We start from the raw sequence: 26199 nt of genomic DNA on the forward strand, positions 1-26199 counted from the left end.
GCTAAAAATTCACGAGCCAAAGCTTGTGCACCTTCTAGTGTATGGCTGGCAGCCCAGCCACATTGTGTTTCATTGCTTGCAGGTACTTCAGTAGCTTCAAGAACATCTTTCATTGTTGCTTCAAGAACATCTAAAATGTCTTCGTAGCTTTCATGATTCAATACAGTCAAGTAAAAGCCTGTTTGGCATCCCATTGGAGACCAGTCTACGATGTAATCTGCGTGATTGCGGATTAGTTCGGCAGTCAAGTGCTCAAGTGAATGTAGACTTGGCATGTCCATGTGTTCTTTATTTGGTTGTTTAAAGCGGACGTCGTATTTAATGATGACATCGCCATGCGCACCCGTTTTTCGATCAGCTACACGTACATAAGGTGCTTTGACTTTTGTATGGTCAAGATTAAAACTTTCGACATTCATTCTCATTTGTAAGACTCCTATCTGTTTGTTCATTCGTTTTGATGCTTTTCACTAAAGAATTATTTAGTGAAATTTACAAAAACGTCTTTCTACTTGATTCTAACACTTATCGTTTCCAAGGTGTAGCAATCTGAAATATTTTTTAGATTTTTCTGCTAAGTCGTTTATTGGGACTTCTAGTTCTTGATTCTGTCAAATGCCTGAGCTAAATCGTTTATGAGATCCTGACCATACTCAATTCCTACAGAAAGACGGATCAAGCCGTCCTTTATGCCAGCCTCTTCTCGTTTTTCTTTTGGAATAGACGCATGAGTCATGACAGAAGGAATTTCCACTAAACTTTCTACGCCACCTAAACTTTCTGCTAAAGTAAATAGTTGGAGTGATTCAACAAATGGAATAGCAGTTTCTTCATTTTTTAAAGTAAAAGAAATCATTCCGCTAAAGCCGCTCATCTGCTGCTTAGCAACTCCATGGAGTTCATGATGGGGTAATCCTGGATAGTAGACCTTTTCTACTGCTGGATGAGAAAATAGAAAATCAGCTACCACAAAAGCATTTTTTTGATGTTCCTCCATACGAACACTTAGTGTCTTGATTCCGCGCTGAAGTAACCAACTATCTTGGGGACCAAGTACGGCTCCGATAGCATTTTGGTAAAATCCGATCTGATCGGCTAGATCTTTATGGTTAGAAGTCACTAAACCAGCTACTACATCGCTGTGTCCGCCTAGATATTTGGTACCGCTATGGACAACGATATCAGAACCGAGATCTAAAGGTCTTTGAAAATAAGGAGTAGCAAATGTATTGTCAGCAATAACTATCAATCCATGTTGATGAGCCAGAGTGGCACTTTTTTCTAAATCAGTAATCTTTAGAAGCGGATTGCTAGGTGTTTCAAGATAAAGTGCTTTTGTATTGGGTTTGATGGATTGTTCTATTTTATCAAGATTACTCGTATCTATGATCGTGTACTCGAGACCATTTTTAGTAAGAACTTTGTCAAATAGACGGAATGTTCCTCCATAGACATCATCTCCTAATAAGATATGATCGCCAGCTTGAAAAAGAGAAAAAACGGCATGAATCCCAGAAAGACCAGAAGAAAAAGCGAATCCTCGAACACCGCCTTCCAAATCAGCAATCAGTTCTTCCAATGCAAAACGAGTAGGATTACCAGATCTCGAATATTCATATTGCTTAGGCTGGCCGACGCCATCTTGCCGATAAGTGGATGTTTGATAAATAGGTACACTGACAGCTCCTGTTGTGGGATCTTCACTGATGCCTCCGTGGATCAATTTTGTTTGAATGTGCATGTTTCTTTCCTCCTATAAGTAAATGTTTTTTGATAAATAGCGGTCTGCTGCGTCTGGAAAAATCGTAACGACACGATGACCAGGTGGTAAACGACGAATTTCTCTTAATGCTGCTGCAAAAGCCGCACCACTCGAACTTCCAACTAATAGTCCTTGTTCTCGTGCTAACTGCCTAGTATAGTTAAACCCTTCTACATCAGAGATTGTCTCGATCTGATTGATTGAAAGGGGAGAAAGAAACGGCGGAATGAATTCTACACCGATACCCTCAATTTCGTGAGGGGCTGGATCACCACCATTTAACACAGAGCCCTCTGGTTCTACACCGATTATTCGAATGTCGGGATATTTTTCTTTCAAAAAGGTAGAAGTTCCAGCAAAGGTTCCACCACTCCCAATTCCTGCTACAAAACTATGGATATTTTCTTTGATTTCATGAAAGATTTCTGGCCCTAACGTATGATAGTAAGCAGCAGGATTATCTTTATTTTCAAATTGAAGAGGCAGATAGCTGTTTGATATCTCCTCTGCAAGTTTTTTACTTTTGCTGATGGCACCGATGATTCCTTGCTCACTAGGAGAATGGATGATCTTTGCTCCCAATGCTTTCATCAATTGTTGTTTTTCTAAGCTAAACTTCTCTGGAACAACAAAAACCGTTCTTAATTTGTATGTGAGTGCGGCCAGAGCGATCCCAATTCCTGTATTTCCGGCAGTTGGTTCGATGATCGTCGTTTTTTCATTGATTTTTCCTTGGGCAAATCCTTCTTTGATCAAATAACTGCCCAATCTATCTTTGATACTTCCTCCAGGATTTAAATATTCTAGTTTTGCATAAATAGCAGAACCTTTAGGCATAGAATAGTGCTGATTGTCAAAGCGATAAAGCGGTGTGGAACCAATAGCTTCTGTAATTGTCGAGATAATCATATGGGCCTCCTAAAAAAAGATAATAAAAAAAGGAGCTGACTATTAAATCAGCTCCTTGAAAGACATAGAGAAAAATTGAGTAGATAAAAAGATAAGTTACCTGGTACTCATTCTATGAAGGGCAATTAATAGACATGACAAATAGTATGCTGCTTTTATGCACCATACAACAGCAACGATTCAATTGTTTTTGGTTGCTGACTGTCATGTGTATCCCTCCAAGTAAAATTTTTATTAACGATAGCATGAAAAAAAATAAAAGTCAAAGGATTGAAAGAAAAAAATATTTCGATAGCATCGTTTACCCGTGTTTATTTTTCTGACAAATAGGCATGAGACCTTAAAAGATAGAGAATACTCTAGTTTTCTGGCCGGTTGTCTGATACAATAAAGTTGATTATGATAAAGAAAAGAAGGAGCAAAAATAATGATCTCAGCAAGTGATTTAAGAGCCGGTATGACTTTCGTACAAGACGGCAAACTGATTAAAGTTCTGGATGCAAGCCACCATAAACCTGGTAAAGGAAATACAGTTATGCGTATGAAACTGAAAGATGTCCGTTCAGGTGCAACATACGACACAACGTTCAGACCAGAAGAAAAATTTGAAAAAGCACACATCGACACAAAACCTGTACAATATTTGTACACGATGGATGATACAGCTTTCTTCATGGATTTGGAAACATATGAGCAATATGAAATTCCTGTAGAAACAGTAGAAGAAGAAATGAAATATATCCTAGAAAACATGGAAGTAAAAATCCAATTCTTCGGTAGCGAAGTCATCGGCGTTCAATTACCAACAACTGTCGTATTACGTGTTGTGGAAACACAACCTTCCATCAAAGGTGCAACAGTCACTGGTTCAGGTAAACCAGCGACAATGGAAACTGGCTTAGTAGTCAATGTTCCTGACTTCATCGAAACAGATGAATTGTTGGAAATCAATACAGCAGAAGGTTCTTATGTAAAACGTGCGTCAAAATAATTCGCTAACGGATTGATAAGAATTTGAAAACAGAGCTTGACCTCTTGAAAGGCAGATCATCGGATCTGCCTTTCAAGAGGTTTTTTGTGGAATCAGCAAATTGAAAAATAAAAAAGTATTTGATTTTATTTATATTTTGAAAGATGAATGGCAAAAGCTAGAGAGAGAAGAAACTGCACTTATTTATGAAGAAATTGAAATGATTCATAAAATTGAAAATATCCGAACTATTCCGAACTATATTGAAGCGAAAATATTTTTTCATCACTAAATAGTGTTGAATTTATGTTTTTGTGTATAAATAGCTTCTAATAGTTCGGGTATTTTGTTTTTATAACCATTTTTATTCTTATTTTTAAAAAAATATTTCGAAATATACTAGACAATTCAGAAAATTTTGTTTAATATTATTCCAATAAAATTCAAATCTTTATCAAATGAAATTCCAATAAAAACGGAAAAAAAGTGAAAAGAGGAATGAAAAAATGACAGAATTGATAATTGGCGGAGTCACAGCAAGCACATTGGCAGAAAAGTATAAGACACCTCTGTATGTGTATGATGAAGAAAAGATGAGACAAACGATGCTGTCATTCAAGCGAGGCTTTGTATCGAAACGTTTTGATACAAAAGTACTTTACGCCTCTAAAGCATTCCAAACGATTGAGATGCTGCATTTAGTTCGTGAATATGGATTCGGGCTAGATGTTGTCAGTGGTGGGGAAATCTATACCGCTTTGCAAGCTGATTTCCCTAGAGATACTATCTACTTCCATGGTAACAACAAGACGCCAGAGGAACTGATCTATGCACTTGAAAATGATTTGTTGCATATTGTTGCCGATAATTTGATGGAAGTTGAATTATTAGCAGAATTAAGCCAACGCTATTTAAAAAAAATCTGTATCATGCTTCGGTTGAATGTCGGAGTAGAAGCACATACTCATGAATATATCGTCACTGCGCATATTGATTCAAAATTCGGCATGAGCTATGAAAGTAAAGAGTGCCAACAAGCCCTTCAGTTGATAAAAGAAAGAAGCTATCTAGAGTTAGAAGGATTTCATGCTCATATCGGGTCACAAATTTTTGATGTTACTGCTTGGTTAGCTGAAATCGACAAATTGACGAATTACTTAACCGATTTTGACCAACCTCTTTCCTTGAATCTTGGCGGAGGGTTTGGGATTCGTTATACACAAAATGATCAGCCAATCCCAGTCGAAGAGGCACTAAAAAAACTGATTGAATATACGGAAGAAGCTTTGGAAAAACGAAAACTGACCATTCGTCAATTACTGATTGAACCGGGTAGAAGTATTGTTGGAGAAGCTGGTACAACACTATACACGATTGGTTTCATCAAAAAGACACCACATAAAAAATATTACTTTGTAGATGGCGGGATGACAGATAATATCCGTCCAGCTCTGTATCAGGCAGAATACGATTGTGATTTAGCAGCAAAACTGTCGGAAGAAAAAACAGAGAAAGTGACGATTGCAGGAAAAATGTGTGAATCAGGCGATGTGGTAATTAAAGAAGCTTATTTGCCGAAAGCAGAATCGGGTGATCTTTTAGCTGTTTATTCCACGGGAGCTTATGGATACTCGATGAGCAGCAACTACAATCGAGCGACACGACCAGCAGTTGTTTTTGTCAATAATGGCCAATCAAGACTGATTGTTCGCAGACAAGCATTTTCTGATCTACTAAGGGGGGAAGTTTCCTATGATCCTTCATAAATATAATGGCTGCGGAAATGATTTTATCTTATTAGATTACGCAGAAGACACAGATTATAGTCAATTAGCCGCTTCTTTATGCACAAAAGAAAAATATGATACAGACGGATTGATCGCCGTAAAAATCGATCCGTTGGAAATGATCTATTACAACAAAGATGGCAGCCGCGCGCCGATGTGCGGAAATGGCATTCGCTGTTTTGCTCGATACGTAAATGATCAGAACATGATGAATGAACAGGAATTCAACGTAGAGACATTAGCAGGCACAAGAAAAATTACGGTGTTGGATCCCTCACCTTTTTATTGCAGCGTAGATATGGGAGTGCCAGATGATTCTCCGGAAAAAATCAAAGCTAATCAAACTTATCCAATAAAAAACCAGGAAATAGAGATCAATGGTGAAAAAGTAACGATCACTAGTTTATTTTTAGGAACGATTCATACCGTTGTTTTTGTTGAAAATGCGCGTGAGGAAGTCTGGAGAAAAAGAGGTGAACTGATCTGTCATCATCCTTTGTTCAAAGAAAAAACCAATGTCAACTTTGTAGAAGTAGTCAATGAACAAGAATTGATCGTCCGTACCTATGAAAGAGGAGTAGGTTGGACACTTGCTTGCGGTACAGGTTGCTGTGCCTCTTATGTGGTTGCTAAGGAAACTGGGAAAATTTCAGCAGATCAGGTAGTTGTTCACTTGGAACAAGGAGACTTGATGATCTCTGGTGAGGATGCGATACAAATGGCTGGCCCAGCAGTTCATGAATGGACAAGAATATTGGAGGAATGAAGATGATAAAAGGTTCGATCGTGGCGCTGATCACGCCGATGAATGAAGAGGGATCAGTAGATTATGCTGGTTTGGAAAAATTGATCCAATTCCATTTAGATGAACAAACAGACGGATTATTAGTTTTAGGTACAACAGGAGAATCTTCTACGCTCACACAATCTGAGGAGGAGCAGATCCTTCAACTGACAGTAAAGAAAGTGGCTGGCCGTGTGCCGGTGATTGCAGGAGCTGGAACGAATAATACGAAAGAAACGATTGAAAAAGCGAAGCATTTTGCTTCTTTGGGGGCAGACGCACTTTTGGTCATCACCCCTTACTACAACAAAACAAGTGATGCAGGACTAGCTGCTCATTTTACAGCAATTGCAGAAGCCTCACCGATTCCGCTTATTTTGTATAATGTTCCTTCTAGAACAGGCATGTCGATTCCAATCCATGTATTAGTAAATTTAGCAGAACATCCTAATATCATTGGTTTGAAAGAAGCCTCAGGAGATATGGCTTATGTGATGGATGCCGCTCGGTTGATTGGAGAAGAATTCTTCCTTTACAGTGGAAATGATGATTTGATCCTACCAGTAATGAGTGTAGGAGGAAGCGGTGTAATAAGTGTATGGGCGAATATCCAACCTAAAATAGTCCATGAATTAGTAAAAGATACGCAGGACGGAAGATGGCAGCAAGCAAAAGAAAAGCAATTAAATGCACTTGAACTGATCCATGCCTTGTTCAGTGAGACCAATCCTATTCCTGTCAAAGCAGCCATGTCATTATTAGACTTACCTTCCGGACCTCTACGCCTGCCTTTAGTTTCTCTTTCAAAAGAGAAAAAGAAACAATTAGCTCAGCTTTTGTTAAAAGAAAGGACGGTTGAAAAATGAAAATCGGACTGATTGGCAGTGGACAGATGGGAAATAGAGTCGAAGAAGTTGCACAAGAAAGAGGAGATACGGTCCTTCTTTTACGGACGGCACCTAAAGAAGCAACTACGCTTGCTTTTACGGAACTGCCAGAACTGCTTATTGATTTTTCTCATCCAGATAATTTAGAGAAAATCCTTTCGTATAGCTTGTCTTATCAACTTCCGTTAGTCATTGGCACGACAGGTTATACACAATCACAGTTCCAAGAAATAAAAGAACATGCCAAACATGTACCTGTGATGTATAGTGCTAATTTTTCGTTCGGCATCATGGTGATGAATCAACTAATCAAGCAAGCAGCTGCAATGTTGCAAGGCTGGCAGATCGAACTGATTGAAAAACATCATAGTCGTAAAAAAGATGCACCATCTGGTACTGCAAATATGCTGCTTCAAACAATCCAAGAAGTGCAAAAGCTGCAGCCCGTATACAACTGGCAAGGGAAAAAAAGAGAAGAAAACCAAATTGGTGTACACAGTATTCGTGCAGGTTCTTTACCTGGTGAACATGATGTATTGTTTGCTGCTACTGATGAAATATTTACGATCAAACATGAATCTTTTTCTAATCGAATCTTTGCTGCAGGCGCAGTAGAAGCAGCGGACTGGTTGAAAGATCAGTCACCAGGTTATTACAAATTAGAAGATTTATTAATGGACAAAGGGGTGTAAAAAACGTGGAAGCTCAAGAAATCATCCGCTACATTCAAACGGCATCTAAAAAGACGCCTGTGAAAGTCTATCTGAATGTAACCGAGCCAATCGAATTTAAAGAAAGTAAAGTTTTTGGTGAAGGAAGCAGCTTCGTTGTTTTTGGTGACTATGAGACGATTGCTCCGGTTTTAGAAGCTGAATCAGAAAAAATCATTGAAATCGAAATCGAAACTGCTGCAAGATACAGCGCAGTTCCTTTGCTAGATATTAAAAAAATTAATGCTCGTATCGAACCAGGTGCTATTATCAGAGATCAAGTGTCAATCGGCAACAATGCCGTGATCATGATGGGAGCGATTATCAATATTGGTGCAGTAATCGGTGAAAACACGATGATTGATATGGGTGCTGTCTTAGGTGGACGAGCGACAGTGGGCAAAAACTGCCATATTGGTGCAGGAGCTGTCTTAGCAGGTGTGATCGAACCAGCATCGGCCAAACCGGTTATCGTAGAAGACGGCGTACTGGTAGGTGCGAATGCAGTGATTGTTGAAGGTGTCCATATTGGAAAAGATGCAGTCGTGGCAGCAGGAGCAGTGGTTTTAGAAGATGTGGCAGCAGGAACTGTTGTCGGTGGAATACCTGCACGTGTATTAAAAATAAGTGATGATCAGACAAAAGAAAATACAGCATTGATTGCTGCGTTACGCGAATTATAGAGGAGATGGAGAAAAATGCGCGAAATAGATACCTGTATTGTGGGGGCAACCGGATTAGTCGGCCAAACGATGCTCAAAGTGTTAGAAGAATATGATTTTCCAGTAGGACGATTGAAATTATTAGCTTCAAAACGTTCAGCCGGTAAAGTTTGTGTATTCAAGAAAAAGAAACACACTGTACAGGAATTGACAGAAACTTCATTTGAAGGATATGATTTAGCGCTATTTTCTGCAGGTGCTTCTGTATCCAAAGAGTTTGCGCCAATCGCACGAAGTCAGGGACTATTTGTCATAGATAATTCCTCAGCATGGCGGGAAGATTCGGATATTCCATTAATCGTTCCAGAGGTCAATCTGGAAGACTATACATTGAATCGGCTGATTGCAAATCCAAATTGTTCAACCATTCAAGCGGTACTTCCGCTTAAAGCTTTACAAGAAGCCTTTGGTATCCAGCGAGTCAATTATTCGACCTATCAAGCAGTTTCTGGTTCCGGGCAAAAAGGCATTGAAGATCTTCATCGTACGCAAAATGACGAGGAACCAGTTTTGTATCCTTATAATATTAGCCAAACGGTGATTCCGGAAATCGATCAGCCTTTGGAAAATGGGTATACAAAAGAAGAACAGAAAATGATAAATGAGACCCGTAAGATTCTGCATCAGCCTGCTTTGCCAGTATCAGCAACCTGCGTACGTGTGCCAATCGAAAATGGACATGGAGTCTCTGTGGCAGTTCAACTGCAAAAAGAGTTTACGACGGAAGAAATTAGAGAGTGTCTCAGCCAGTTTCCAGGGATTCAATTAGAAGATGATCTAGCAGCACATAAATATCCGACGAGCATTCTTGCTAGAGGAACAGATATGGTTTATGTTGGGAGGATCAGAAAAGACACTTCTTTAGAGAACGGATTGTTGTTCTATACGACTGCCGATAACATACGCAAAGGAGCCGCTGCGAATGCCGTACAGATTGCTGCAGCTTTAATGCAGAAAATAGCGGAGGTGGCAAGATGAGTAATACGCTGAAAGTAGCGAAATTCGGCGGAACATCGATGTCTCATGAAGAGCAATTCAAAAAAGTCCGTACAATTGTTCTTTCAGATCCCAATCGCCAAGTGATCGTTGTTTCTGCTTTAGGCAAACGTACGTCAGATGATGACAAAGTAACAGACTTACTTTATTTGATTTATGCTTACCTTCAGCATCATGTTGATTGGACACCCCTTTGGAAAAGGATTTGTGATCGTTTCATTCAAGTAAGAGATGTTCTTGCCCTGCAGTTACCTATTGAAGATGAACTAGCACGCATACAGAAACAACTGGAAGACGAAAAGATAACTGAAGATTATTTAGTAAGTAGAGGTGAATATCTGACTGCTCAACTGATGGCTGAGTATCTTGGTTACCAGTTTATTGACGCAAAAGACCTGATTTTCTTTGACTATGATGGGAAAATCGATCAGGAAAAAACAGCACAGGAAATCACAAAAGCATTTAAAAGATATTCGAAAATGGTTGTTCCAGGGTTTTACGGGGCGAACCCTGCAGGAAAAGAAAAATTATTGGGCCGTGGGGGAAGCGACATTACCGGCGCGATACTGGCGAAGATGTTGCAAGCGGAAAGTTATGAGAATTGGACGGATGTTTCAGGAATCATGATGGCTGATCCGCGAATCATCGATCATCCTAAAATCATCGAGGAAATCTCTTTTAGAGAACTGAGAGAGATGGCTTATATGGGGGCTAACGTTCTTCATGAAGCAGCTGTTTTCCCAGTTCAAGAGGCTGATATCCCCATCCAAATAAAAAATACCAATGATCCTTTCGCTCAAGGGACAAAAATATCGAATCACGAAATAGAAAAGGAAAATGGACTGACAGGAATAGCTGGACGCAAGGATTTTCTTTCCATCACTTTATTTAAACGACATATGTCCGATGAAATCGGGTTTATCTGGAAAGCAATGAGCATTTTTGCTAAACATGAGATATCAATCGAACATATTCCTTCAGGGATCGACAATATCGGAGTGATCGTCTCAGCAGAAGCGATTGCCGATAAATTATTTCTCATCACGAAAGAATTAAAAGAAACACTTGGCGTGGAAGAAATCGTCGTGATTGAAGACTTAGCTTTGATCTCTGTCGTTGGCGGACCACATAAAGAATTGATCGGTTTATCTGGAAAAGTGTTATCGATATTGAACAAATTAGAAATTCGCACATCGATCTTATCACAAGGAGCACAGGAGTTGAATCTGATCATCGGTGTACCGAATAACCAATATGAAACAGTAGTGAAGGGTATCTATGAAGGGATGGTGAATACGGATGCTGAAAGAATATCGAATGGCACTCCATCAAATTCCTGAAATCGGATTTCATGAATTCAAGACAAAAAAATATTTATATGAACAAGTAAAAAACAGCGGGGCCGTTATCCATGAAATCGGCGAAACAGGACTACTCCTTTATTTTGATAATCAGCAAGAAGAAACGATTGCTTTTCGAACAGATATCGATGCACTGCCAGTCAAAGAAGAAACGAATCTCTCTTTTGCTTCTAAGCATGAAGGGTATATGCATGCATGTGGTCATGACGGACATATGGCGATGCTTTTAGGGTTGACTGACTTTATAACTAAACACATTGAGGATCTTATTTATAATGTAGTACTGATCTATCAGCCATCAGAAGAAATTTCCGGTGGCGCACAAAGCGTTATTCAGTCAGGATTGTTGGATAAATATGAAGTACAAGCAATATTTGGCTTTCATCTATGGCCTGGACTAGCTAAGGGAGAAGTTTTCTCTCGACCAGGACCTTTGATGGCACAAAGCAGTGAAACAGACATTATCATTAAAGGCCAGTCTGCACATATTGCTTCTAGTGAAAAAGGAATCGATAGTCTGGAGGCAGCTGTACGATTTTTGAAGAATGTTTATGATTTTGACCGGCAATTACCGGCAGAGTGGAATCATCTAATGAAATTTGGCCAAATCCAAGGTGGAACGATCCGAAATGTTTTAGCTGGAGAAGTTATTGTATCTGGAAGTATCCGTTCTTACAGTTCAGATATGCAAAATTATTTGAAGAGGGGATTAGACCATTTAGCAGAACAGTTTCACTCTACAGCTACTATTTCTTTTCACTATAATGACGGCTATCCAGCTGTAATCAACCATAGAGGCTTATATGCAGCACTGTTAGATTCAAACAAACTACATGAATTAGATGCTCCAGTTCTTCAAGCCGAAGATTTTGGCATATATACGCAACAATATCCATGTGTATTTTTCTTTTTAGGTGTCGGTGATACCCCTGCTTTACATGATCCGACGTTCGATTTTGATATGGATGTTTTAGAAAATGGTGTAGAATGGTACAAAACGATTCTTTTTACAGAAAATCTTCTTGTAAAAATCGATAGCAGATCAAAAGAGGAGCGAGTATATAATGATGAATTTATCCAATCGATTTAGTCCCAGGCTTTCTAGAATAGAAGTATCAAAAATACGACAATTCGATCAGCAAATATCGTCGATACCAGATGTGATCAAACTCACCCTGGGAGAACCGGATTTTCCAACTCCTAAACATGTCAAACAAGCCGGAATAGCAGCGATTGAAGAAGACTTTTCTCACTATACCGGAATGAGAGGATTAGAGGAACTGCGGGAAGCGGCTTGTATGTTTCAGCAACAGCGTTATGGATTAACTTATGATCCGCAAACGGAAGTTTTGACGACAGTTGGTGCAACGGAAGCGATTGCCTCTGCGTTGTTATCTGTTTTGGAAGAAGGAGACAAGGTTCTTATTCCAGCGCCTGCTTATTCAGGATATCAGCCATTAGTGGAACTAGCTGGTGCTGAATTGATCCCGATAGATACTTCTGATACAGGGTTTGTCTGTCAGCCGGAACAATTTGAACGAGCATTTGAACAATATGGATCAGCTGTCAAAGCAGTCATTTTAAACTATCCTAACAATCCTACTGGGACGACATTGTCTGCAAAACAATTGAAAGCAATCGCTGAGGTTTTAAAAAAATATCCGGTATTTGTTATAAGTGATGAAGTATATGCTGAATTGACTTATAGTGGAACGCATATGTCCATAGCTACTTATCTTCCAGAACAAACAATCGTGATAAGCGGGTTATCCAAGTCACATGCGATGACTGGTTGGCGAGTGGGCTTTATTTTTGCTCAAAAAGCCCTTATTGACGAACTAATTAAAGTCCATCAATATCTGGTGACTGCCGCTACAACGATGTCGCAAAAAGCTGCAGCTGAAGCGCTAATAAATGGGGTGAAAGATAGCGAGAATATGAAAGAGCAATATCAAACACGAAGAGACTATCTGGTCCAGCAATTGGCGCCTTTAGGATTTGAAGTGACCCAGCCAAACGGTGCATTTTACTTGTTTTGCAAACTCCCAGCTGCCATTCAAACTGACTCTTGGCAGTTTTGTGTAGAATTAGCGGAACAGGCAAAAGTTGCGTGTATCCCAGGAATTGCATTTGGCCCAGAAGGAGAAGGTTATATCCGGATTTCTTATGCTAGCAGCATGGAAAAATTACATGAGGCCTGCAAACGAATCAAAGACTTTTTAACAGAACAGTGATTCATAGATTTTATCAAAAAAACAATCGTTAATTTTGCGGTATATTCTGCAAAATTAACGATTGTTTTTTAAATTTAGTTCAAATGAACGCGTTTCTTTTGATTCATAACTAATGTAATGTTAAGTTTAAATTGTTTAGAATGATTTTAAAAGAATATTCAAGGAGGTTTCATCAATGGAAAAAATCAAAGTTGTCATTGTAGGTGCATCTCATGGAGGGCATCAATCAATCTTGGAACTATTGACACGATACGGTGAAAATGTAGATATCACGCTATTTGAAGCAGGAGACTATATTTCCTTCATGTCATGTGGTATGGAGCTGTATTTAGAAGACAAGGTAACAGATGTAAATGATGTACGTAATTTCAGACCAGAAAACTTTCCGCAATCCAATGTTCATATTTTAAATAATCACGAAGTAAAAACGATCGATGCCGATAAAAAAACAGTAACGGTTACTAGCGTATCAGATAACGAAACAAAAGAATATCCTTATGACAAATTGATTTTGAGTTCTGGTGTCAAACCAAACAATCTGCCAGTACCAGGAGCAGATCTAGAAAATGTCTACTTGATGCGTGGATACAATTGGGCAACCAAAATCAAAGAAAAATTAAATGATCCGGCTATTAAAAAAATCGCTGTCGTAGGTGCGGGTTACATTGGGATCGAAGCAGCAGAAGCAAGCCGAAAAGCTGGGAAAGAAGTCGTATTGCTTGATGTGATCGATAGACCTTTAGGCACTTATTTAGATGCTGAGATGACAGATATTTTAGAACAACACCTAAATGAAAACGGTATTGAAGTTTTGACAAATGCAAAAATCGAAGCTTTTACTGGTAACGGAAAAGTTGAGGCAATCAAAACAAGTGAAAAAGAAATCCCAGCAGATCTAGTCATTCAAGCTGCCGGTGTGAAGGCAAATACAGAATGGTTAAAAGGGATCGTCGACTTAGATGAACGTGGCTGGATCCAAACAAATGAATACTTGCAAACGAATCTTCCAGATGTGTATGCAGTAGGAGATGCTACACTTGCTTATTCTATCCCAGCACGCAAAAAAATGCCGATCGCTTTAGCGACTGTTGCACGTAGAGAAGCACGTTATGTAGTAAAACATCTTTTTGAAGAAGTACCAAACAAACCGTTCGGCGGAGTCGTAGGTTCCTCTGCATTAAGTGTCTTTGACTATCATTTTGCAGCAAGCGGATTGAATAGCTTTACAGCAGCAAAAGCAGGAGTAGATGTACGAGTGTCTTATTATGAAGATACGTTACGACCAAAATATGTACCAGAAGAACAAGGAAATCCAAAAGTGTCCATCCAATTATTCTCGGATCCAATGACCCATCAATTGCTAGGAGGAGCAGTATTATCTACCTATGATGTTACAGGTCAAGGAAATGTATTGGCACTAGCGATCCAAAACAAACTGACTTTAGAAGAACTAGCAGAAGCTGACTTCTTCTTCCAGCCAGGCTTTGACCGACAATGGAGCATGTTGAATCTAGCCGCTCAACAAGCGTTAGGAGAAGAACCATTTGTAGAATAAGAAAACGAAATATTTGAAAAGAGGTTGTGAAAAAGCTGCCTTGCATCAAGTAATAAGAACAGCCAAGTAAAAACAGCTTCTTATGTTTTTAACTTGGCTGGACTTATTACCGCAGATGCAAGCTTTTGAACACCGTTTATTTTCAAAAAAGGGACTGTGACACGATTTGTGTACCGACCCCCAAAAGTTAGACCAAAAAATCTAACTTTTGGAGGTCGGTATTTTTTATGGTTAAATATACTTTTGAACTTAAATTAAAGATCGTTCATGATTATTTGGATGGCAAAGGCGATTGGACCGTAAAAATCCAGATCAAGAGATTGAAGCGGAAATGCTTAAAATTCGGGAGAAGCACAAGGATTATGGCTGTTTACGGATGACCAATGAACTAAGAAACCGCGGTTTCTCTATCAATAAAAAGAAAGTTCAGCGCTTGATCAAGAAGCTAGGAATAAAAGTAACGGCATACACGCGTAAATCACGTCGCTACAATTCTTATCGAGGAAAAGTTGGAGCAGTAGCCAAAAATCGGATCCATCGTCGTTTCTACACCAGTATCTGCCATCAGAAAATCACGACGGATACAACTGAATTTAAATACCATGAAGTGGATGCCAAAGGCATTATCCGTCAAAAGAAATTGTATCTAGATCCTTTTATGGATATGTTCAATAGTGAGATTTTATCCTATCGTATCTCTGAAAAGCCCAATGCATTAGCGGTAATGGAAGGTTTGGAGGAAGCTATCCAGACCACTAACGATTGTCCCTATCGTCGTACGTTTCACTCAGATCAAGGTTGGGCGTATCAAATGAAAGCTTATAGAAACAAATTGAAGGAGTACAAAATCTTTCAAAGCATGTCTCGGAAAGGGAACTGCTTAGATAATTCACTTATGGAGAATTTTTTTGGCTTATTAAAACAAGAGATTTTTCACGGGAAAGTTTATAACTGTTTCGAGGAATTAAAATCAGCCATCGATAGCTATATCTATTACTACAATAATGAACGGATAAAACAGAAATTAAACTGGCAAAGTCTCGTCCAATTTCGTAAAACAACCGTAACGGTTGTGTAAAAATATCATTTTAGAGCATAAAAAAAAGGAGTGGATTTCTCCACTCCAAAAAAGTCTAACTTTTGGGGGTCACTACAGTGTCACAGTCCTTTTTTTAGTAAAAGGATACATTTCTTCCTTGTATATTCCATGCGTGTTCGTGAGAAAGCATATATAATTTAATTAACAGATAGTTAGGGGGAGAAAAAATGATTTTTTCAATTACAATGAAACTGGTGTTCGGGTTGATCGGTTTATTATTAGTGGTACGTTTGCTTGGGAAGAAATCCATGTCAGAAATCACACCGTTTGATTTAGTCTATACGCTTGTTTTAGGTGGGATCTTAGAAGAATCAACCTATGATGACAATGTCCATGTAGGGCATGTCCTATTTGCCATTGCGCTTTGGGCAGTAATGATTTATGGTATCGAACGTATCGTCCAAAAAAATGAAAAGGTCAATCGTTGGGTCAAAGGCGAGCCATCTGTTCTAATCAAAGACGGCGTCATCAACATGACAGAGTTGACAAATAACCATATCGAGATGGAGCAGTTGCGAGCAATCTTAAGACAGCAAGAATGCTTTTTTCTTGAAAATGCCAAACATGTTATCCTAGAGAATGCCGGTCAAATGAGTGTATTGAAAAAATCAGATGAAGACAAAGCTTTATCGATCCTGCTTGTAGATGAAGGGCAAATTCAGCATAAAGTGCTTCAGTCCAATCAATTGACTGAAGCATGGCTTATGGAGAACTTGAAGAAAGAAGGCTATGCAGATGTAAAACAGCTGATTTATGTTGAATGGTCAGAAGAAAAAGGGCTCTACATACTAAATAAAGAAGACGTCATGCATGAATCTTACCGAATAGATGGATAGATAGACAGAGGTTGTGAAATCAGCGCCTTGGCTTGTTACTCAAAACTAAGCGACTTTTTCACAACCTCTGATATCTAATATACGTTGTTCCAGAAGTTGCTTCTTCGAAAAATAAGCCAAAATTCCACAAAAATTTAAGAAGCAATTTTCGAAAAATCCTTTCTTATTTTTTGAAGTTGATCACTTCTGTCACAACCTCTCATGTCACAAACCATTTTTTTGTTTCCTTTAACTCAATATACCGTACGTCTTCCCACAATATCGGCTGATGGTCAATCATAAAGTAATCTTCATAGGCTTCACCAATGAAGTGCCCTTCGACCTCATCCAAGAGTCTTCCAAATTCATCTTTTAAATTGAGCTGAATGATTACTGCTTTACGAGATAAAAAGGCTTCTGTCAGTATACTATCGATTTCTTGCAATGTCATTTGTTGTTTAGGAAGAGGCTGTTTGCGTGCTTCTTCTTCATTTTTTTTGATACCGTTGACTAGTTCTTCCATCGCAAAAGCAGTCCCCCATTTTAATCCAAATGGCCGATCTCGATACTCGTTATAGTCAATGAATTTTTTTGCTGTCCGTCTCATCTTTTCCACCTTCTAATCCACTCATACCACCTGCATGCCCGCCAACGAGAGAACTACGTGCGATGGCGCGTCCTCCTTGCAAGAGACTATGCGCATGGATGATTGATTGAAAGCCGTATTTTTTTCTAATCGTATCGACAACAAAATCAACTTTCGCTTCATTTATCTGCTTTTCAGGATCTTCAAAAAGGTTAAGCTGTAAACCTGTCGCGTATACGAGGTCGGAACAGTTCACGCCTACACGCCGAATATCCTGGTAGTGGTAATGCTGGTGGAAAATGGTCAATAAAGCATCTGCTAGATCTCTGCTAGCATTTGTCGCTTCGATTTTCATTTGCTGGTGAAACCCGGTCTTGCCATTTGGATCAAGATAGCCTAAAGAGTATCCTACCCATAAGCTGACTACTTGTGTTTTTGCTGCAGATCGTCTCAAGCGAGTGCCGACTTGGTCGGCCATTTCTTTGATAACGATCTCGATTTCTTCTCGTCTTGTATAATCTCTATCTAGGATTTGACTATTTCCGATACTTTTTGATTTTGGTGTATATTCTTGTCCCAAAAAACTTCGATCGATGCCCCAAGCATGGGCATAAAGCTGAGTACCGATGACCCCTAGCTTGCTTTTCAAGTGATAATAATCCGCGTGAGCTAAATCATAAACAGAATGTATACCCATTTGTTTCAGACGTTTTGCTGTTCGTTTGCCGATTCCCCAAAAGTCAGTGATATCTGAGATTTTCCATAACTTTTCTGGTACATCTTCATAACGCCATTCAGCAAACATTTGCTTTCCGTCTTTTGAGCCATTGTCTAAGGCTAGTTTAGCAAGTAGCGGGTTATCGCCAATTCCTATAGTCGTGTAGATTCCGGTCTGCTCAAACACATCTTTATGGATCAGTTTAGCCATGTCGTACGCATTTGTTTTACCAAAGAGTGCCATGCTATTTGTTACATCAAGGAAGCTTTCATCGACGGAATAGACATGATGGTTCGCTTCGTCTGCATATTTTTTATAGATAGAATTGATTTCTCTGTTCTTTTCCATATAATAGGCCATCCTTGGGGCAACAATATATAAATCACTTGGATAGGGGAAGGGAAGATCTCTGGCACGGCTGATATTGGTGATGCCGTAAGCTTTTTTTGCTGCAGGACTGGAAGCCAAGATTAATCCGCTACCCCGTGTTTCTGTCGAATCGGACGGATAGGACATGACTACTAATTTAGTTGTAAGGGGATCAAGATCCTTTTCAACGCACTCTACGGAGGATAGCGATAGGTAATCCTTTGATGCAATCTCCAGATTTTCCCCCGCTCCACACCGTACGTGCGACTTTCACCGCATACGGCGTTCCATCAAAGTTTACTAACAGTATCATACAGTTATAGATTCAGCGACAATTCACGATTCTTAGCTTTTTTGCGAAACTGGTTGATTATCTCAAGTTGAGCACTTGTAACTCTCATGTTTTGTATGAGAAGTGATGCTCTTGTTTTATCCTCTTCATGAATAAGTGAGTGAATGTTCCGGTGGACAATGACCAGATTTTGATAATTGTCTTTCCCACCTAGATTTTTAGGGACAATACGGTGGCAGTATATGTCTGCTAGCTCTAAGACTTCTTTCGTTACTCGGCAACGGCCGACTTGGGAAGAGTACTTGGATACACGATTGTCTCTAAACTCAATGCTTTCATTAGGATTAGACATGTTCATGAGTTGGTTGATAATATCGATTGGGAAAGTAAGATACCTGTGTATCAGCACACGACCTTCGGGCGTGTATTTACAGGTTCCTATCTTGGGCAGGGAGGTGTGGCTATGTTTTATGAATCCAAAAGGAAGCATAGGAACACCATTAAGCCACCTCAACTGCTTTGACCGAGCGTAATTTTTTTTAATAAAATCACTCGGTGGAGGACCCTTTCTCTTAATATCTAGTCGATTTTTGATGATAATCATTAGGCGTTGATTTATTCTTGGGCAGTCCACACTGATGTGGGTTGCCTTTTTATAATATTGATGGATACCTACTACCATTGAGTTATAAATACTTAACTGTTTTTGAAGTTCAACTTGGGTAGGTGAATGTTGAATCACCTTAATTTGTTTTGCTAACTTATTAGATGCTGCACTCATGGCTTTGGCGCACATGTGCGTTTCAATCACAAAGCTTTTTCTTTTGCGTACCAGTTTCATTGTGAATCCGAGAAAATCAGATTTCTGTTTCTTTAGATTCACTACCTTTGATTTTTCAGCACTTATATCAAGTTTCAGTCGGTCTTTTAACCATAATTTAGTGGCTAGAAAGATTTTGTCTGCGTCACTTCGTTTTCTACAGAAGATTTTGAAGTCATCTGCGTATCTAACAATATAAATCTCTTTTAGTTTCGAAGCACGCAGTGCTCGATATTTGTTGCTCTTAATCCATTGCTTTCTTGTTTGATGATAACAATCGTAGTTTTTCCTAGTCGGGTGTGTTTCCCATTGAGAAGATATCCACCAGTCCAGTTCATTCAAAACAACATTGGCAAGAAGTGGAGAGAGAACACCGCCTTGCGGGGTTCCTTTCTTTGGATGTTCAATGCGTCCATCCCTATGAATAATAGGTGCTTTAAGCATTGCTCGGATAACACCTAGAAGCCATTTATCACGTACCCCTAATGTCCAAAACTGTTTAATAAGTTTTGAATGGTTTACGTTATCAAAGAATCCTTCTATGTCTATGTCTACTACAAAAGTTAGTTTTGAAAGTTGCGCCATTCGTACTGCTTGAGCGAATGCATGATGTGCCGACCGGTTAGGTCGGAAACCATAGTTCTTATCATGAAACTTTGCTTCCATGATCGGTTCTAAAACTTGTAGTAGACACTGTTGTATGATTCTATCCCATATTGTTGGTATACCTAGTGGTCTAGTTTTCCCATTTGGCTTAGGAATATCTACTCGTTTAACTGGTTGCGGTTTATATTCTGAAAATTTTGTTTGAACAGTTTTTATAAACTCGATATTCGGTATTGCTTTTAAATCATCAATATTCTTTTTGTCGACGCCTGGGGAAGTACTACCAGAATTTCCTTTAACATTCCGAAATGCCAATAGAATGTTATTAGGAGAAGTGACAATTTCCATAAGGTTACTGAAAATTTTGTTCTCGCTACTCTCTTTGTAAAGAGAATCAAAGCTATCAATAAGACCATAATATTCCATATGGCGAATTGAATGTGATGCTGATACGTTTTCCATAGCACCGCCTCCTTTCGGACGTCGGCGTTTATTTTGTCATACTCGATTCTATGGATTGTATCATAACTGTTAGTAAAGCAAATTGACTTGTGGCTATCCCTCCACAGCTTATTATCACTGCTTCATAGGTACTGTGCCACTACTCTCACTAGTGTAAATGAGCTTATTATTCTTCGTCTCAACCGTTTCAAAGGAAGTTAGTCCTCCACGACACTAGCTTTCAACGTTCCAATGATTTTATCCCTGCATTTACTTTTAGGCGCTCACTCTGAACCTGTAACTTTCCAATGCCTACTACATTGCACGGTTGTTCATATCTACGATTCTTACTTAACCGCAAGCTACACCCTTTGTCACAGTAATATTTGTGCGGGTAAGATACATTTCTGTACCCCAAGCTTATAGATTCGTACATTCGCGAGTTCGTCAGTGCAGCTGCACATTCTCACCATGAGTAATTTCTGGACTCCCGGCCTATAGGTTACACCATTCACCGCTGAACAGCTTTCGATTGCATAATGCAACTGCGGTAACTCTCAGCCGACTTTACCGAGCTTTTGACAATTCCTATTCTAACTTAAGGTATTGCCAATCGGAGTATCAGAGGGAGCGCTTCAGGTCGTTACACCGTCATTTCACTCCTCAAATCATTAGTTCTACACAAGAAAATCTTGTGTGCCTAACCTTTTCAGTTAGGAACGTTTCGCACCGTAAAAAGATTTGCAGTCAATACATAAAATATCTCTTGAAGGTTCTTTTTCATAAACAAATACCGGATTTTGATTCGCCCACATAACAATCACCTCTTCAACACAATTAGAACACACGTTCTCTTTCCGTGTCAATAAAAAACAGCAATTTTCAAATACGAGCAAAAGGCTCACATTTGGAAATTGCTGAGAGGTTATTTTTATCTATTTGTTTTTAGCTGAGATCGTTGATTTTTTTATCAAACATGAACAGCTTCTGGATCGATCTTTGTTGTCCCATTTCCAATGTGTGCAACATAAAATTCCGGAGCATAGCCGACAACTTTCATGTATTCATCATAGACATTGTTTTTGAAGGCAGGTATATTTTCTTCTTTGACAAGAGCAATCGCACAGCCACCAAATCCAGCTCCTGTCATTCGTGCACCTAAGACACCTTCTTGTTTTTGAGCAGCATCTACTAGTGTATCTAATTCGATCCCAGTTACTTCATAATCATAGCGAAGAGAGTGGTGAGAATCATTTAACAGTTGACCAAATGCTTCTAAGTTCCCAGCTTCTAATTCAGCTTTTGCCTTCAAAGTCCGCTGATTTTCAGAAACGGCATGGCGAGCTCTGCGTATCAATGTATCATCGCCGATTTGGTCAATAGTTGATTCAAATTCTTCTTCATCTAAGTCTCCTAAAGAAGAGATAGGCAAAGTTTTTTGCAAACGTGCCAAGGCTTCTTCGCATTCGCTACGGCGTTCATTGTATTTTGAATCTGCCAATTCCCGCCGCTTATTCGTATTCATGATGACGATTGCATAACCATCTAGTTTCACTGGAACCATTTCGTATTTCAGCGTATTTGTATCTAATAAGATTGCATGATCTAGCTCACCGAAGCCGATGGCAAACTGATCCATGATACCTGAATTGACACCGATGAATTCATTTTCTACTTTTTTACCTGTTTGGACTAGTTCCAAGCGATCTGTTTTTAAATCAAACAGATCTTCTAATACAACACCTACTAATAATTCTAATGAAGCGCTACTGGAAAGTCCTGCACCATTAGGGATTGTTCCTTCCACTAATAACTCAAACCCATGATCGATTGAGTGTCCAGCTTCTTTTAATTTAAGGACCATTCCTTTTACGTAATTTGCCCAGTTTGCTTTTTTATCATATTCTAGCTCATCTAAAGTAAAACTAATGACACCGATATCGTCAAAGTTTGTGGAATAAACTAATATTTTATTATCGTCTCGAGGTGCTGCTACACCTTGCGTTCCATAAGTGATGGAAGCGGGGAAGACATGGCCTCCATTGTAATCTGTGTGTTCACCAATCAAATTGATGCGTCCTGGTGAGAAGTATTGTGTAGTTTTTTTAGGTCCGAATGTTTCGGCAAATTTTGTGTTTAAGCTTCTTTTGATTTCCATGATGAGTTATTCCTTTCTTGTTTTGATTTTGAATTCTGTCACTGTTTCAAATACTGATCCGGCTTTTAAATGAATCGAACCAAATGCTGAGAAGCGCTCTGCACCTGGAGCTGTTTGAGTCTCAAATGTGATGCCACCGTGATGTGCCAGTTTTCGGTTGCGCATTTCTGGTGTTTCTGTGCCGAAATTTGCAGTGAAAATAACCACACTAGAAGCATCTGTAGCAATATCTACTTGGATTCTTTTATCGGGGCTAGTCAAGCGAGCGGCTTCTTTACCCAAGCCGGTTTCTTTTAAGAAAAATGGATGATCGATTCCGTCAACAAGATTTTTTTGATCCAAATCACTAGCAAAAACGGACGCTAATTTTTTAGGTATTTGAAAATCGAAAGCACTTCCTGCAGCATTTTCTTTTACCCCTATAGGAATACTATCTGTTCGCAAAGGAGCATAAGCTTCGCTATTGAGCCAAAGCTCATGTTGATCGATTGACTGAGAAGCATCTCCCGTCAAGTTGAAGTAAACATGATTTGTCGGATTGAATAAAGTATCTTGGTCACTGGTGCCGCGAGAGGTCACTCGCCAGATATTATCTTTTGTCAAAGTATAGCGGATTTCCACATCCATTGTACCTGGAAAACCATGTTCTCCGTCGGGACTTGTAGTAGTAAAAATGACAGAAGCTTCATTTTCGCCATTCAAAATGACATAAGACCATTTTTTTAATTCAAATCCAGGAGCACCACCATGCAGATTATGTCCAGTTTTTGGATCTGTGGCTAATTGGTAAGTTTTTCCATTGAGAGAAAAGCGGCCATTTTCGATTCTCCCTGCGGTGCGACCGATAGAAGCACCGATATACGGATCTTTTTCGATATATTCTTCAGCGGTGTCAAATCCCAAAACTAATTCTCGATCATTTGATTTTAAACTGACGATTCTAGCACCTAAATCAGAGATAGAAAGTGCTAGCTTGTTTTTGTTCTCCAAGGTTATCAAGTGATAACCTTGGCCAAAATCTTTTTCTGTAATCTTCATTTTCAAGATCCTTTCTTAATGGGAAGGAACTACTGCATCGTGAAGTTCATCTTCCATTGTATCAGCTGGAGCCAATTTGTTTTCCAATTTCTCAACGATTTGTGCATGTTTTTTCTCTGTCAATGTAATCTTCCAAGCAAAAATAATAGCGGAGAAAATCATCAAAGCAGCAGGAGCATAGAATGCATAAGCTTTGAAAGTCGTTACGCCATGAGCAGTGATATCAGCAGCAGTAGCATTACCAGTCATCCCAGAAGCGATAGCGACAAACCCTACGATCCCGTTAGACAAAGCACCAGCGATTTTATCTAGTAAAGGGCGAATTGATAGAGTAACAGCTTCGTTACGGATACCATTTTTCCATTGACCATATTCAACAGAGTCTGTGATCGTCATCAAAGCGGATAAGAAAATCAATTGTTGAGGGAAGTAGAACAATACTAGCCCGATGATAACGATTGGCAAACTTGAACCTGCGATCGTAAAGAAAAAGTAAGAAGAAATCATCATTGCGATCCCTCCAAGGTAAACGTAGCGACGAGAGATGACGCGTGTAAGCATTGGGAATAGTGGAACAGCTACTAAACCAAGTAAGGCAGCAACTAGACCAACGATCCAAAATTCAGTTGGTTGGCCAAGTACATATTTGAAGAAGTAGAATAATACGGCAGTTGTTGCTACATTGGCAATCGCATAAGCGATATAAGCAAGGGCAAGCCACATCAACTGATCATTTTGAGCAACTGCTTTGAACACATCTTTGATCCCAGCTTTTTCATTTTGCTGACGGATCGCAGTATCGACTTCTTTTGTGCCCAAGGCAGTGATAATCGCAGTACCGCCTGAAATAACAGCAGCAATCACACCGAACCAGAACCAGCCTGAAGCGCCTTCAATATGTTTATGAGTAACAAGATAGGTAAAGAAAGTAACGATAGGGACAACGACTAGAGTAGTACCATTTGCACCTAGAGAAGAGCCGAAACGAGCAAACGTAGCAAATTTTTCACGTTCCTTTGTTTCCGTACTCAAAGCTGGAATCATTGACCAAAAAGCGATATCCTTAAATGAATAAAAACTATCCAATAAGATGAAAACGATTGCAAATAATATGATAAATAAAGTCGTATTATGAGTAGCTAAGCCAAAGAAATTGGTAAAGATTGCTACCAAGAGTACGGAACTAACAACGCCGCCGATAACTAACCATGGTTTGAATTTACCGTATTTTGTACGAGTATTATCGATGATGCCACCAATCAAAGGATCAAAAATAATTTCAACTAAGCGGATACCTACAACTAAGCTTGTAACTGTAGCAATCATTTTTGCATTCGTTGCCTTATCTGTTCCTGCGAACATCTGGCTTGTCACGAATACCATAAAATAAGTGCTTAATGTAACATAGAATGTGTCGTGTCCAAAAGCGCCTAAAGCGTAGGACACACGTTGGATCATTTTGCTTTTCATAATCTGTATTCCTCTCCTGTTCAATATATAATACTAAGTAAACCGGTTACAACGAATAACAAAGATCTTTTAATGACTTAAACTTAACAAGAAATCGCTTCCTTTTTAATATATTTCTGTGACTTTTATTTAACTTTTTGTTGCATTATACTAAAGGAGTAAGGAGGGATAGACGTGGAGCAATCGATTTTTTTAAAAAAGGAACATCAACAAGTAGAAAAAGAATTGTATTTTGATTTTTGTGGTTTCTCTAAAACGATGCCGTTTCATTCTTTTGGTCCTGCTATTCGCAATGATTACATCCTGCATGTCGTGATGGAAGGCAAAGGATCTTATCATGTGAAAAATCAACAATTCCAATTGAAAAAAGGTGATCTGTTCTTGATTCGTCCAGGAGACTCGACGTTTTACTTATCAGATGGAGAAGATCCGTGGATGTATTGCTGGCTTTCATTTGGTGGGAGTGCTGCAGAAGAAATCATTCGGCAGTCGCTTTTCAGAGAAGACCAATACACGATGGTCTCTTCTGACATACAAAAATATATCGACATTATTTTAGAATGCATGAAAGATACGGAAGAAACCTTGGAAAATGAATTACAGTTAACAGCATTAACCTACCGTTTTTTATCAGTCCTTTTAAAAGATGGCGGAAAGGTCAGCGGAGGTGTACAAAAGGTTCATTCCTCTTTAGCTGTTGAAACAGTCAAATACATCGAGGCACATTATGCTGAAAAATTGTCTGTTGAGGAAATCGCCCAGCATTTAGCGGTCAATCGGAGCCATTTGTCGCGAGTATTCAAAAATCATATGGGCACCAGTATCAAGGAATATTTGATCGGGGTACGGATCAATCGAGGGGCGTTTCTTCTTTCTCTGACGGATGAATCCGTGGAAAGTATTGCCTATCAAGTAGGGTTCAATAGTCTAGTCGTATTTAGCCGAATGTTCAAAAAGAGTACCGGAGAAACGGCTACGAACTATCGTAAACGTATGAAAAACGAAAATTTTAAGAATATTGCTTTGGATACCTTGAAAAAACAGTTGGAAAAACAAACCGCAGTTTCTTGGACAACCTGATTAGTCTGGTTAAAATGACAAGCATCGGCA

The 26199-nt window shown here is 39.2% G+C and carries 22 protein-coding genes and 2 pseudogenes (1 of these 24 running past the window's edge); 15 read left to right on the plus strand and 9 right to left on the minus strand.

Annotated features, from left to right (window positions below; genetic code table 11):
* From ACIFUW_RS01990 to ACIFUW_RS02000, 3 genes are all read right to left on the minus strand, one after another.
* Positions 1-425, minus strand: partial view of an S-ribosylhomocysteine lyase gene (locus ACIFUW_RS01990; protein ID WP_002289439.1) — the 5' portion only. It extends 34 nt beyond the left edge of the window; 425 of the gene's 459 nt are visible here — the first part of the coding sequence; its start codon is at positions 423-425; the stop codon falls past the left edge of the window.
* Between the two features lie 170 nt (positions 426-595).
* Positions 596-1741, minus strand: coding sequence for a cystathionine gamma-synthase (locus tag ACIFUW_RS01995; RefSeq protein ID WP_002301236.1), 1146 nt, complete (start codon positions 1739-1741; stop codon positions 596-598).
* 12 nt (positions 1742-1753) lie between these two features.
* On the minus strand, positions 1754-2671 hold the full coding sequence (locus tag ACIFUW_RS02000) for a PLP-dependent cysteine synthase family protein (RefSeq protein WP_002289436.1): 918 nt from the start codon (positions 2669-2671) through the stop codon (positions 1754-1756).
* A gap of 427 nt (positions 2672-3098) precedes the next feature.
* On the opposite strand from ACIFUW_RS02000, the gene efp reads away from it, so the two are divergent.
* The 14 genes and pseudogenes from efp (at position 3099) to ACIFUW_RS02070 (ending at position 16612) form a co-directional block, all read left to right on the plus strand.
* Positions 3099-3662 (plus strand): elongation factor P, encoded by a 564-nt coding sequence (gene efp, locus ACIFUW_RS02005; protein WP_002289434.1) that lies wholly within the window; start codon positions 3099-3101, stop codon positions 3660-3662.
* 100 nt (positions 3663-3762) lie between these two features.
* On the plus strand, positions 3763-3933 hold the full coding sequence (locus ACIFUW_RS02010) for a hypothetical protein (RefSeq protein ID WP_002301233.1): 171 nt from the start codon (positions 3763-3765) through the stop codon (positions 3931-3933).
* A gap of 214 nt (positions 3934-4147) precedes the next feature.
* On the plus strand, positions 4148-5407 hold the full coding sequence (lysA, locus tag ACIFUW_RS02015; protein WP_002301232.1) for a diaminopimelate decarboxylase: 1260 nt from the start codon (positions 4148-4150) through the stop codon (positions 5405-5407).
* Positions 5394-6194, plus strand: a complete 801-nt coding sequence (gene dapF / locus ACIFUW_RS02020) for a diaminopimelate epimerase (RefSeq protein ID WP_002294349.1) — start codon at positions 5394-5396, stop codon at positions 6192-6194. The genes lysA and dapF overlap by 14 nt, the downstream gene beginning before the upstream one ends.
* Positions 6195-6196: 2 nt before the next feature.
* Positions 6197-7078 carry a 4-hydroxy-tetrahydrodipicolinate synthase gene (gene dapA / locus ACIFUW_RS02025; protein WP_002286879.1) on the plus strand — a complete coding sequence of 294 codons (882 nt, stop codon included), beginning with the start codon at positions 6197-6199 and terminating at the stop codon, positions 7076-7078.
* Complete coding sequence (dapB, locus tag ACIFUW_RS02030; protein ID WP_002286877.1) at positions 7075-7791, plus strand: 4-hydroxy-tetrahydrodipicolinate reductase; 717 nt, start codon at positions 7075-7077, stop codon at positions 7789-7791. The genes dapA and dapB overlap by 4 nt, the downstream gene beginning before the upstream one ends.
* A 5-nt stretch (positions 7792-7796) precedes the next feature.
* Positions 7797-8492, plus strand: a complete 696-nt coding sequence (gene dapD, locus ACIFUW_RS02035; protein WP_002301230.1) for a 2,3,4,5-tetrahydropyridine-2,6-dicarboxylate N-acetyltransferase — start codon at positions 7797-7799, stop codon at positions 8490-8492.
* Positions 8493-8507: 15 nt separating this feature from the next.
* The gene (locus tag ACIFUW_RS02040; protein ID WP_002286873.1) at positions 8508-9509 is read left to right on the plus strand and encodes an aspartate-semialdehyde dehydrogenase; all 1002 of its coding nucleotides are present in this window, start codon (positions 8508-8510) and stop codon (positions 9507-9509) included.
* A gap of 8 nt (positions 9510-9517) precedes the next feature.
* On the plus strand, positions 9518-10867 hold the full coding sequence (locus tag ACIFUW_RS02045) for an aspartate kinase (protein ID WP_396000703.1): 1350 nt from the start codon (positions 9518-9520) through the stop codon (positions 10865-10867).
* The gene (locus tag ACIFUW_RS02050) at positions 10827-11978 is read left to right on the plus strand and encodes a M20 family metallopeptidase (protein ID WP_002301227.1); all 1152 of its coding nucleotides are present in this window, start codon (positions 10827-10829) and stop codon (positions 11976-11978) included. The genes ACIFUW_RS02045 and ACIFUW_RS02050 overlap by 41 nt, the downstream gene beginning before the upstream one ends.
* Positions 11953-13122 (plus strand): pyridoxal phosphate-dependent aminotransferase, encoded by a 1170-nt coding sequence (locus ACIFUW_RS02055; protein ID WP_002321347.1) that lies wholly within the window; start codon positions 11953-11955, stop codon positions 13120-13122. Before ACIFUW_RS02050 ends, ACIFUW_RS02055 begins: the two co-directional genes overlap by 26 nt.
* Before the next feature lie 175 nt (positions 13123-13297).
* The gene (locus ACIFUW_RS02060; RefSeq protein WP_002301224.1) at positions 13298-14677 is read left to right on the plus strand and encodes an FAD-dependent oxidoreductase; all 1380 of its coding nucleotides are present in this window, start codon (positions 13298-13300) and stop codon (positions 14675-14677) included.
* A gap of 280 nt (positions 14678-14957) precedes the next feature.
* A pseudogene (locus tag ACIFUW_RS02065) lies at positions 14958-15755 on the plus strand (IS3 family transposase); the annotation flags it as partial.
* A 188-nt stretch (positions 15756-15943) separates the two neighbouring features.
* The gene (locus ACIFUW_RS02070) at positions 15944-16612 is read left to right on the plus strand and encodes a DUF421 domain-containing protein (RefSeq protein ID WP_002286865.1); all 669 of its coding nucleotides are present in this window, start codon (positions 15944-15946) and stop codon (positions 16610-16612) included.
* Positions 16613-16811: 199 nt separating this feature from the next.
* On the opposite strand, the gene ACIFUW_RS02075 is transcribed toward ACIFUW_RS02070, so the two are convergent.
* The 6 genes and pseudogenes from ACIFUW_RS02075 to ACIFUW_RS02100 form a co-directional block, all read right to left on the minus strand.
* Positions 16812-17198 (minus strand): hypothetical protein, encoded by a 387-nt coding sequence (locus tag ACIFUW_RS02075; RefSeq protein WP_002293692.1) that lies wholly within the window; start codon positions 17196-17198, stop codon positions 16812-16814.
* A pseudogene (locus ACIFUW_RS02080) lies at positions 17170-18468 on the minus strand (Y-family DNA polymerase); the annotation flags it as partial. The gene ACIFUW_RS02075 and the pseudogene ACIFUW_RS02080, both read right to left, overlap by 29 nt.
* 113 nt (positions 18469-18581) lie before the next feature.
* Entirely contained in the window at positions 18582-20444 is a 1863-nt protein-coding gene (ltrA, locus tag ACIFUW_RS02085; protein WP_002337637.1) for a group II intron reverse transcriptase/maturase, read from the minus strand.
* Positions 20445-21393: 949 nt separating this feature from the next.
* A complete protein-coding gene (locus ACIFUW_RS02090) occupies positions 21394-22581 on the minus strand; it encodes a galactokinase (RefSeq protein ID WP_002286858.1) in 1188 nt (395 codons plus the stop codon).
* 6 nt (positions 22582-22587) lie between these two features.
* Positions 22588-23619 (minus strand): aldose epimerase family protein, encoded by a 1032-nt coding sequence (locus ACIFUW_RS02095; protein ID WP_002286855.1) that lies wholly within the window; start codon positions 23617-23619, stop codon positions 22588-22590.
* Positions 23620-23634: 15 nt separating this feature from the next.
* Positions 23635-25089, minus strand: a complete 1455-nt coding sequence (locus ACIFUW_RS02100; protein WP_002286854.1) for a glycoside-pentoside-hexuronide (GPH):cation symporter — start codon at positions 25087-25089, stop codon at positions 23635-23637.
* A gap of 174 nt (positions 25090-25263) precedes the next feature.
* Between ACIFUW_RS02100 and ACIFUW_RS02105 the strand changes: the two genes are divergently transcribed.
* The gene (locus ACIFUW_RS02105; protein WP_002286852.1) at positions 25264-26169 is read left to right on the plus strand and encodes an AraC family transcriptional regulator; all 906 of its coding nucleotides are present in this window, start codon (positions 25264-25266) and stop codon (positions 26167-26169) included.
* Positions 26170-26199: the final 30 nt, after the last annotated feature.

It is taken from the genome of Enterococcus sp. PLH-Efm8 (assembly GCF_053011625.1).